Consider the following 10,556-nt stretch of genomic DNA (forward strand, 5'->3'; position numbering starts at 1 on the left):
AAGCAATGGGAATTTAGTTATGTCCCAGCCTCGTTTTTTCTTGTACTTATTCATTTTTATATAAATCTAAAGTACAAATTACTAATATAATAATGGACGACCATGCGTTTATTATTTATCCAGGCAGGTGCTAAAGATGAAAAGGAGTATCAGTATCCTATCGGCTCTTATTTTCCTAGTATCAACATGTATAACTTATTTCAGCTTATTTGAAACGAACTCACAATTACCTGTTGCTATAATCATTATTTTTGCATGGGTATTGCCGCTTATTGGCTTGGTAATGGGAGCGGCAGGGGAGAAAACTCTCTTTAAATACATCGGGTTTTACGGTAATCTTCTTTTACTCCTTGTTACAGTACTCTATCCAGTAGTCATATCTTTTATATGGAATCAACCATGAGCGAGTACTTCACATAAAAAATGCGTATCCTCAATTGGATACGCATTTTTTCATTTTCTCTTCAACTTATAACCGATAGATAGAATAATAACCCATATCGGCAAGATAAACAGTGCCAGACGGTAATCCGGAATGAAGCCCATAATCACAATTACTGCTACTAAGAATAGCAATACCAAGTAATTGGCTATCGGATATAAAGGCAGTTTGAAAGATAACTTACTTGCAGCTGCCTTACCAATCCGCTTCCGAAACGCTAAATGGATAATGACAATCATGATCCAGTTGATAATAACAGCGATTGTCGCAATCGCCATCAAATAGCTGAACACTTTTTCAGGGAACAGATAGTTCACGATAACAGCTATCGCTGCCACTCCTGATGATACAAAGATAGCCGCCACCGGGGCTCCTGTCCGTTTACCGACTTTACCTAGGAACTTCGGTGCATTTCCTTGCTTTGCCAAGGAATGCAGCATACGTCCGTTGCTGTAAAGACTGCTATTATGTGCAGAAACTGCTGCAGTAAGAACAACAACATTCAGGATACCTGCAGCAGCCGGAATTCCGACACCATCAAATATCTGTACGAATGGGCTGCTTTGACCGTCAATTTCATTCCAAGGAAAGACTGCCATGATAACAAGCAGAGCACCAACATAAAAGATTAAAATCCGATAGACAACCTGATTGATTGCCTTCGGTATCGTCTTCTTCGGCGTGTCCACTTCACCTGCTGTGATACCAACAAGTTCGACTCCGCCGAAACTGAACATAACCAAAACAAGTGATAGTACGACACCTGTCAGGCCATTCGGCATGAAGCCACCCTCATCAAATAGATTAGAGAAACCAGTTGGTACGCCGCCATTTCCAATACCAGTGAAGATGATAAGCAAGCCAAGAACTATCATCCCAATAATTGCGACAACTTTAATGATGGCAAAGTAAAATTCGAACTCACCATACAATTTAACACTTAAAAGGTTGATACATGTAATCAAGACAAGGAAGCCGAATGCTGTCACCCAAGTAGGAACACTTGGGAACCAATACTGCACGTAAATACCGACGACTGTCAGCTCCGCCATGCTTACTGCCACATAATTGAACCAATAATTCCAGCCGGAAAAAAATCCGAAGAAATTGCCTAAGTTTTGATAAGCGTAATAACTGATAGAACCGGAGTTCGGTGAATCTACAGAAAGCTCACCCAATGCGCGCATGATGAAGAAAATCATAATACCACCGACTAAGTACGCAAGTGCAATTGCAGGGCCAGCCAGTCCGATCGAGGAAGCAGAACCATAAAACAAGCCTGTTCCGATTGCTCCGCCAAGCGCAATCATCTGTACATGACGGTTTTTCAAACCTTTGTGTAAATCATTTGATGCTCGATCATTTCTTGCCATGTCTATGCCCCTTGCTAACTATCTCTTCAATTGTTCTAGTCTGCTTTTGTAAAGGGACCGAATGCTTTGCCGATCGGAAGGACTGTCTGTCCATAATGACCGTTCAGCACTGCAGCAGCAGAACCATAGAAAGATAATAGTGAAATAATTAATTCCGCAACGCCCGCAAGCGTATGAGTTAGTTCATATGCTATATCAAATGAACTTAAAGATAAACCGATAAATAGAAAATCAATAGCTACAAATATAAAAAATAGTACTTTATGTGTCCCCATAGCACCAACTGTCATGAAGAGACTGAATATAAGATATCCAATAAAAGCTACACCTAATTGGCGGCTGTCTGCAGCGGTTTGCAAGTTTTCTCCAAACGCACCAAGCTGAATGAGCCAGCTCATGCCGACACCGAACCAAAATAAACCGAAAGCGCCAAAGGCTGTAGCACCGAAGATATTATTGTGTTTAAAGTCCTGAGCGGAAGCAATCAGCTGCGCAATGCCTCCTAAGAAGAATGCCCATGGCAGAATCATGGAAAGTCCCTCTGTCAAACCAAGTTTTTGCGAAGATGCTACTAAAGTGACCATTGCTAGGCCAAATAATCCTAATGCGCTAGGATCAGCAGTCAGCACCTTGACTGTCTTTGTTGTTTCCAAATCTTTTTCCCCTCTCTAGATGCTTCTGTATAAATGAAAAATCGGGATCCCCTAGAAGTTTATTGCAAGAAAATTTAGTATAATTAATAAATCCGACTTGTCTAAATACAGAAGATTTTCTTATCATACACATTTTACAGGGGAGAATCCAGTCTATGAATATTTTTACAATTAAAGAAATGACAATCACATCCTTACAAGCTGACTTAGCATCTGGACATACAACATCAGTACAGTTAGTTCAGACTTATCTAGAGCGCATTGCAGCAGCAGACTCCAAGGAAGGCGGAACAAATAGTGTACTCGAAATCAATCCAGATGCATTATTTATTGCCGAACAAATGGATATGGAAAGAAGAGAAGAAAAACTGCGCGGTCCGCTTCATGGCATGCCCGTTTTAATTAAAGACAATATAGATACAGCTGACGGTATGCATACAAGTGCCGGAACCTTCGTTCTTGCTAATAATTTCGCTACGCAGGATGCCTATATCGTGAAACAGCTGCGGGAAGCAGGTGCCATCATTTTAGGTAAGGTCAATATGACTGAATGGGCCAATTTTATGTCGGAGCCGATGCCAAATGGTTTCAGCGGCCGCGGAGGCCAAGTACGAAACCCTTATGGCAGCTTTGATGTCGGTGGTTCCAGTTCCGGCACTGGTGCATCTATTGCTAATAACTTGGCAGTTGTCGGCATAGGAACAGAAACAAGCGGCTCGATTCTAAGCCCTTCAAGCAGCAATTCATTAGTCGGTATAAAGCCCACTGTCGGACTAGTATCCCGCAGTGGAATCATTCCGATAGCGCACAGTCAGGATACTGCTGGACCTATGGCAAGAACAGTTCAAGATGCAGCACTCCTGCTACAAGTGATAGCTGGCCGAGATAAAGCAGATCCGGCCACTCTATCCGCTCCATCTCTTCCGGATTATACTACGTCTCTTCAAAAGGATGGATTGAACGGAAAACGTCTTGGTATAGATAAACAAACAATGGATAGTCTTGCCCCGGAAAAACGAGAACTGATGGAGAAAGCCTTTACCGCATTACGCGAGCAAGGGGCAGAACTTATCGAAGTAAAAGTCCCAGAGATTACGAGGGAATCAAGTGTTCTGTATCATGAATTTAAGCATGGTGTAAATCGATACTTAAGAACGGTCTCCCCGCATCTGCCCGCGCACACATTAAAAGAAGTAATTGAATGGAACCGCATCAACACCGAGACTGCGCTTTTACACGGCCAAGATATTCTTGAAGAAGCAGAGAAGACAGATGGAACTTTAAAACAGACAGACTATCTACAGGATCGGTTAGCTGATATACGGGAATCCCGCACAGAAGGTATCGATCGAGTCATTGCAGGTGCAGAACTCAATGCGATCATATTCCCTAGCTATTATGGATGCGATATCGCTGCTAAAGCAGGTTATCCTTCCATCACTGTACCTGCCGGCTATACAGAGGCTGGTGAACCATTCGGAATTACGTTTACAGCTGGTGCTTTTGAGGAATCTACCTTAATAGAAATCGGCTATAGCTACGAGTGCGCTACACAGCATCGAAAAGCACCAAAATAATCCATTCTAGAATACAGTTGAAATATGTCCCCTTGTATAGTAAAGTTAGGGAGGTTTTCAATTGCATAAGAACTCATTGATTTGCATAGGCACTCATTAATCAATGAGAATAGTACGCAGCTTGGCTTGTACAAAAAGCTGCATCTGGACCGAATAGGCTCAGAACGATCACGTGAGCTATCCTACACGTGCTGCGCTATCTTAATTATTTTAGAATGATGCTGTTGTATATAATAAGCCGTTCAGATAGAGCAAATCTATCTGATACGGCTTTTTTTAGTAAGTACGCAACAACATGCCATACTATAGACGAGGTGAAAGAAGTGAGCAACAAACATAACAACACAGCGCCCGGCCTGCAAAGAAAGCTCAAAGCCCGTCATTTAGGGATGATCTCCCTTGGAGGTACAATTGGTACCGGCCTGTTCCTTGCCAGTGGCGGTGCAATCAGTGAAGCTGGTCCTGGCGGCGCACTGCTGGCATACGCTCTCATCGGCTGTATGGTTTTCTTCCTAATGACCAGCCTTGCAGAAATGGCGGCCTTCATGCCTGTATCCGGCAGCTTCAGCACATATGCGACTAAATTTGTCGATGAATCACTTGGCTTTGCACTAGGATGGAACTATTGGTTCAGCTGGGCATCGACTATTGCAGCAGAGCTTGTTGCCGTGACACTGATCATGGATTTCTGGTTCCCGAATTCCCCATCTTGGATTTGGAGTGCAATCAGTCTGATCATCATGTTTCTCTTGAATTATATTTCCGTTAAAGGTTTCGGTGAATCTGAATATTGGTTCGCCTTGATCAAGGTAATCACAGTTATCATCTTCATCATTGTTGGTCTTTTAATGATCATCGGTATTTTGGGTGGAGAATCTCCAGGTTTCTCGAACTTTACGACAGGTGACGCTCCATTCAATGGCGGATTTCTTGCTCTGATTGGTGTGTTCATGGCAGCTGGTTTTTCCTTCCAAGGTACGGAATTGCTTGGTGCTGCCGCTGGAGAAGCTGATAATCCGAGAGAATCCATTCCTAAAGCGATTCGATCTGTTTTCTGGCGTATCCTGTTATTCTATATTCTGGCTATCTTTGTCATCGGGATGCTCATTCCATATACAACAGAGAGCTTGGCAAGTGAAGATGTACAACTTAGTCCGTTCACACTCGTGTTTGAGAAAGCTGGTATCGCTTTTGCTGCGTCCGTTATGAATGCAGTCATCTTGACAGCTGTCTTGTCTGCCGGTAACTCCGGTATGTATGCGAGCACTCGTATGCTTTGGAACCTTGCCAAAGAAGGCAAAGCTCCTCGTTTCCTTGGAAAATTGAACAAAAACGGCGTTCCTGTAAATGCCTTGATTGGTACTGCAGTTGTAGGATGTGCGGCATTTCTTACTTCCTTCTTCGGTAACGGCGTCGTTTATACATGGCTTTTGAATGTAGCTGGTATGACTGGCTTCATTATCTGGATTGGGATTGCAATCAGTCATTATCGCTTCCGTAAAGCGTATGTAGCCCAAGGCTATGATCTCAAGGACTTGCCGTATACAGCGAAGTTCTACCCATTTGCACCGATATTCGCGCTCACACTGAGTATCATTGTAGTAGTCGGACAAAGCGTATCTTCCTTTACAGAAGACGGCTTCGATCTTGGTGGATTCATTGCTTCTTATATCGGCATTCCAATTTTCCTGCTATGCTGGCTTATTTACAAAGTAAAATATAAAACCAAGATGCATAAACTGGAGGATGTCGATTTGACAACTCCTGAACATGAAACAGCCCCGGAATGATTCCGAGGCTGTTTTTTAATAATATCCTGGCATTGCCAAAATCATAGTGATTATGAAAATGAAATAGATGATGATAAATGCCTGATAGCACAATCCAATGATACCGCATACTCTTCCTGCCAAATATAATGCCTTTGCAGCTTCTGTGTCTTCTGTTACCTTGATACTTTTATTTGCTAATATAAGTGCAAGAATACCTGTTATGATTCCTATTACTGGTAGTGTAATCGACAGAATACCAAGTGCCAGCGTGCCTGATGGTGAATAGCGTTTCTCCTCCATACCTTCCACTCCTTACTTTATTTCTCATGTATATTCCCTTCCAACTTGTTATTATAGCTTATTTTTTTGATATAGAAAAAGCGTGCGGATCCCGCACGCTCTCCTTTATTTGAATACGTTCTTCACCTTTTCGACAGTATAATGGCTGCCGCCTTTATCCTGGACACCTTCTACCATCATGCTGATCAGCATGTCCTGTTTATCGTAATCATAGGCAACGAACCAGCCATTTTCCGTACCGTTCTCATCATCCTGGCTTTGCTTCAATTCAGCAGTACCAGTTTTACCAGCTAGCGTCAGACTATCCACTACAGGGTTATGTGCTGAGCCGCGCTCGTCTTCCACAACACCGCGAAGACCTTCCGTAATAGCATCTGCTCCATCTTTCGGCAGCACACCCTCATGCCACACGGTCGCTTCTTCTGCTTCAGACTTAAGCAATGTCGGCTTGATCAAGTTACCGTCATTGATGAAAGGTGTGTAAGCAGCTGCCAGATGAAGTGGAGACATAAGCACTTGCCCTTGGCCATAACCGGAATCTGCTAGAAGTGTCTCATTATCAAGACCTTCATTGGAGATAGACGACGTTGCCGTTGGGAATGCATAATCCAGTTCTTCATCGAAACCGAACGACTTCAAACCTTTTTCAAAGTTGTCCGCGCCGGTATCTACTGCTGTCATCGCAAAGTAGATATTATCAGATGTTATCAGCGCATCCTCGAGATTCACATCCGATAAGCTCTCAGATACACGTGTCACACTGTAATTACCGAACTTGCCATCATTGTCCCATTTAAGCCCTTCGATATGCTTCTTCTCATCTGGTGTAATGACTCCATTCTCCAATCCAATAGCTGCTGTAAGCGGCTTGATGGTAGAACCTGGTGCATAAGCTTTATTGAATTTAGCTGAAAACGGACTGTTCTCATCATTGGAAAGCTTCTCGTATTCTTCATCATTCCAGCCAAAAATGAAGTTATTCGGATCATAAGATGGCGCACTCACCAATGCCAGAGTAGCTCCTGTTTTCGGATCCAAGGCAACGGAAGCACCGCTATCATCCTTCAACTGATCATAAATCTTCTCTTGCGTATTGATATCAATGGTTAGCTCGACATCTTCACCATTTTTTACATCTGTCTCAGCAATTACTTCTTGTTCATCGCTGTCTTCCGAAACTGTATAGATTTTCCACCCTAATGTTCCACGAAGCTGTTCCTCATAGACTGATTCCAAGCCTGTTGAGCCAACAGAGGAGTTAGCATCATAATTAGAAGCATTGTCATCCTTCTCAAGGAATTCCGCATCTACTTTCTTCACATATCCAGTCAAATGTGCTGCTGCTTCTCCATATGGATAATATCTTGAAGTTGTATCCGTACTCTGCACACCTGGAAGTGAAGTTACTTCCGAAGCTAGATCACGCTGATCTGGGCGCAATGTCTTTATTGGAACATCTACTTCATCCGTCACCCAGCTCTGTTCCAACAAGCTGTCAATATCTTCCCGATCCATCTCAAGAAGTTCAGCCACTTGATCCAGCGTCTCATCCCGTGTCATCCCGTCACCTTCTAGCTGTCCAGGGATGATACCAATAGAAGGAACAGTTGCGTTGAATGCAAGCTCTTCTCCATTCGTATCCAAAATCCGTCCGCGTTCTGGTTCGACAGAAGTGATGCGGACGCTTTCGTTGTCATTAAGCTGTGCAAAGATGTAGGAAGGATCCCAATTCACTTTCCATGTTGCTCCGTCTTCCCCATCTACTTTGACAAGCTCTGCGTCTTTGTCAAAATTCACATCTCCGGCAACTGTCTGCATGGATACAGACAAAGGCAGCTGCTGCGTATCCGCATCTGATTTCTCTTCGTCCTCGGAAACATCACCAGCAGTAACTTTTAAATCGGATACGCCAGATTGATCATAGATATCTGTATAGCGTTTAACGAAATCTTCCTTGGAGATTTCCTTTTGCGATTCTTCTGTCAGCTGCTCGTACATTTTATCGAAATCCTGAGCGTTCCAATTGTCGACAAACTGATCAAGACCATCCTTTGCTGTCTGATCATCCGAACAAGCAGAAAGCAGGAACATCATACTCACCACAAACAACAATGCTGCTAATCGTTTCATAGCTCACCTTTCCTGTCTCTTTAAACTGTTCCCTAATTATAGCATAGGGAAGGAAAAACTTTGCAGATAAAAACCAACTATTTCCCAGGAAATAAACGAATACTGTCGAAAAAAAGAGCCTAGGAAATAACTAAAATGCTAGTACTTAAAAATAAAAAACTCCTGTAGTAAGGATGAATTATCCTCGTACAAAAACCCAAACATATGTGAATCTTTGTGAAGAATCACGACATAGTTCGGGTTTTCGTTTAGCTGAAATACTTTTTTCCCAGCCTCTTATATATGAGAAACAATCGCTTCGATCTGCCCTTTCAACATATAATTGTTGATGTGAACAGGCAGTACGAAATGATCGCCTTTATTCAATTGATAGGATTGATCATCCAAAATGATTTCTCCGTTTCCTTCTATAATGCTGACTTGCAAGAATGAATCTGGAGCTTTCAGTTCAGCTTCTCCTGATAGTTGCCAATGATAGACTGTAAAGTACTCACTTTCTACAAGCTGCTGCTCTGTTAGTGCACCATTCGTCACAGGTGATTTTCTTGTTTCATTAGTTACATGCGGAACAGTCGAGACGGCTTTAGCAGAATCCAGATGCAGCTCCCGTCCCTTTCCCTGATCATCTTTACGATCATAGTCATACACACGATACGTAATGTCTGAGCTTTGTTGTGTTTCCAAAATAACGATTCCTGCTCCGATAGCGTGGATTGCACCACTTGGAACATAAACGAAATCACCTTTCTTCACTGGAACCCTTTGCAGTAATTGATCCCATTCTCCTTGATCAATCATCTGTTCCAGCTGCTCTTTCGTTTGTGCATGATGGCCGAAAACAATTTCAGCACCAGGCTCTGCATCGATTACATACCAGCATTCCGTCTTACCATAAGGTTCGTTCTCCACTTCTTGCGCATAGTCATCAGCGGGATGCACCTGCACAGACAAGTCCGTCTTAGCATCAAGGATCTTCACAAGTAATGGATAATCTTCATTATCATGTTCCCCGAATAATTCACGATGGTTCTGCCATGCATCCAATAATGTTTTCCCAGCTAATGCACCATTCCGTATCTTACTTGGTCCGTTTGGATGAGCAGAAATTACCCACGCTTCGCCAGTTTGATTGGAAGGCAAATGATAACCGAATACATCTGCAAGCTTAGTACCTCCCCAGATCCGCTCTTGCAAAGCGGGCTCCAGAAAGATGGGCTCTTGTTTATACATAAATAATCTCCTCACTTTTAGACACTATCTTCTCTCCATTATTTTACCAATAGTTATCTTCAGCGACTATATATAATTGTTGTACGACCCTACAAGTTTTTATATGATGAAATTAACTAGCTAGGAGCCTTCAGCCAAGAGTGTATAACGTTTTAGGGATCATCAGATGAGGAAGTAAATAAGAGTAGATTCTTATACAGGAAGGAACGGAAATTATGGAAAAAGAAATCCACTATTCCACTAATATAAGAGATGCCTTCTTTCGCCAGGTTATCGATTATGTAGGTGCTGGTGTTGTTATCACTGACCCTTCGTTACCAGACAATCCAATCATCTATACGAACAAAGCATTTGAGAAGGTTACAGGCTATAAAACAAATGAAATCATCGGCCAGAATTGCCGATTTCTCCAAGGAGAAAAAACTTCTAGAGAAGACGTGACGCGAGTACGAAAGGCAATTAAAGAAGAACAATCCATTATTGTAGAATTGCTGAATTATCGAAAAGACGGAAAGCCTTTTTGGAACGAGCTTTCTATGTATCCGATTTTTGTTCCAAGTGAAGATAAGATGTATTTTGTTGGCGTGCAACAGGATATATCTCATCGTAAATCTGAAGAAACGAGGTCAGAGGACTATAAGCAAGAAGCCTCCCTGCTATCAACTCCATTTGTTCCGATTTCCGAAAAGATTTGCATATTACCTCTAGTCGGAAATATTAATGCAGAACGCTGGGAAGAGATTTATCAGCGGATTTCAGCACATGTATATGAACACGATGATGAGGAAATCTTCATCATGGACCTGCAGGGCATTCAGAATATGAATGACGATGTCCATAGCGGAATTCTGCGACTTCATAAGTTGCTGCAAGTAATGGGAGCACGGCTCATCGTTACAGGAATTGAACCGAAAACTGCAAAAGCAAGTGTAAAACTGGCAGACTTCCGTAAAAAGCAAATATCCTTCTACGCAACCGTTCAGCACGCCTTAGAAGCAATTCGCGCCAGCCATTAGAAAGAGGCTGGGACAAAAGTGTTTTAGCCATATAAAAAACCGAACTATATTGTAAATCTTCAT

At 42.5% G+C, this 10,556-nt stretch carries 8 protein-coding genes; 3 read left to right on the top strand and 5 right to left on the bottom strand.

The features are described from left to right. Positions 1-453: 453 nt before the first annotated feature. Both AE2B122_RS10470 and AE2B122_RS10475 read right to left on the bottom strand, forming a co-directional pair. Positions 454-1,815, bottom strand: coding sequence for an amino acid permease (locus AE2B122_RS10470; protein ID WP_175074036.1), 1,362 nt, complete (start codon positions 1,813-1,815; stop codon positions 454-456). A 35-nt stretch (positions 1,816-1,850) separates the two neighbouring features. Next, positions 1,851-2,468 (bottom strand): acetate uptake transporter, encoded by a 618-nt coding sequence (locus AE2B122_RS10475; RefSeq protein WP_175074037.1) that lies wholly within the window; start codon positions 2,466-2,468, stop codon positions 1,851-1,853. Between the two features lie 155 nt (positions 2,469-2,623). Here AE2B122_RS10475 and AE2B122_RS10480 point away from each other — a divergent pair, with 155 nt between their 5' ends. Beyond that, entirely contained in the window at positions 2,624-4,045 is a 1,422-nt protein-coding gene (locus AE2B122_RS10480; RefSeq protein WP_254593476.1) for an amidase family protein, read from the top strand. Positions 4,046-4,368: 323 nt separating this feature from the next. Next, a complete protein-coding gene (locus tag AE2B122_RS10485) occupies positions 4,369-5,835 on the top strand; it encodes an amino acid permease (protein ID WP_254593477.1) in 1,467 nt (488 codons plus the stop codon). A gap of 15 nt (positions 5,836-5,850) precedes the next feature. Here AE2B122_RS10485 and AE2B122_RS10490 read toward each other — a convergent pair whose 3' ends face one another. From AE2B122_RS10490 to manA, 3 genes are all read right to left on the bottom strand, one after another. Next, the gene (locus AE2B122_RS10490; RefSeq protein WP_175074038.1) at positions 5,851-6,117 is read right to left on the bottom strand and encodes a DUF4190 domain-containing protein; all 267 of its coding nucleotides are present in this window, start codon (positions 6,115-6,117) and stop codon (positions 5,851-5,853) included. Between the two features lie 105 nt (positions 6,118-6,222). Then, positions 6,223-8,247: a penicillin-binding transpeptidase domain-containing protein gene (locus tag AE2B122_RS10495; protein ID WP_175074039.1), complete on the bottom strand. Its 2,025-nt coding sequence runs from the start codon at positions 8,245-8,247 to the stop codon at positions 6,223-6,225. Between the two features lie 276 nt (positions 8,248-8,523). Then, positions 8,524-9,477: a mannose-6-phosphate isomerase, class I gene (manA, locus tag AE2B122_RS10500; RefSeq protein ID WP_095219686.1), complete on the bottom strand. Its 954-nt coding sequence runs from the start codon at positions 9,475-9,477 to the stop codon at positions 8,524-8,526. Positions 9,478-9,692: 215 nt separating this feature from the next. Here manA and AE2B122_RS10505 point away from each other — a divergent pair, with 215 nt between their 5' ends. Then, positions 9,693-10,493, top strand: a complete 801-nt coding sequence (locus AE2B122_RS10505) for an STAS domain-containing protein (protein WP_175074040.1) — start codon at positions 9,693-9,695, stop codon at positions 10,491-10,493. The last annotated feature ends 63 nt before the right edge of the window (positions 10,494-10,556 follow it).

Source organism: Terribacillus sp. AE2B 122 (genome assembly GCF_902497585.1).
GTDB classification, from domain to species: Bacteria; Bacillota; Bacilli; order Bacillales; family Amphibacillaceae; genus Terribacillus; species Terribacillus saccharophilus_A.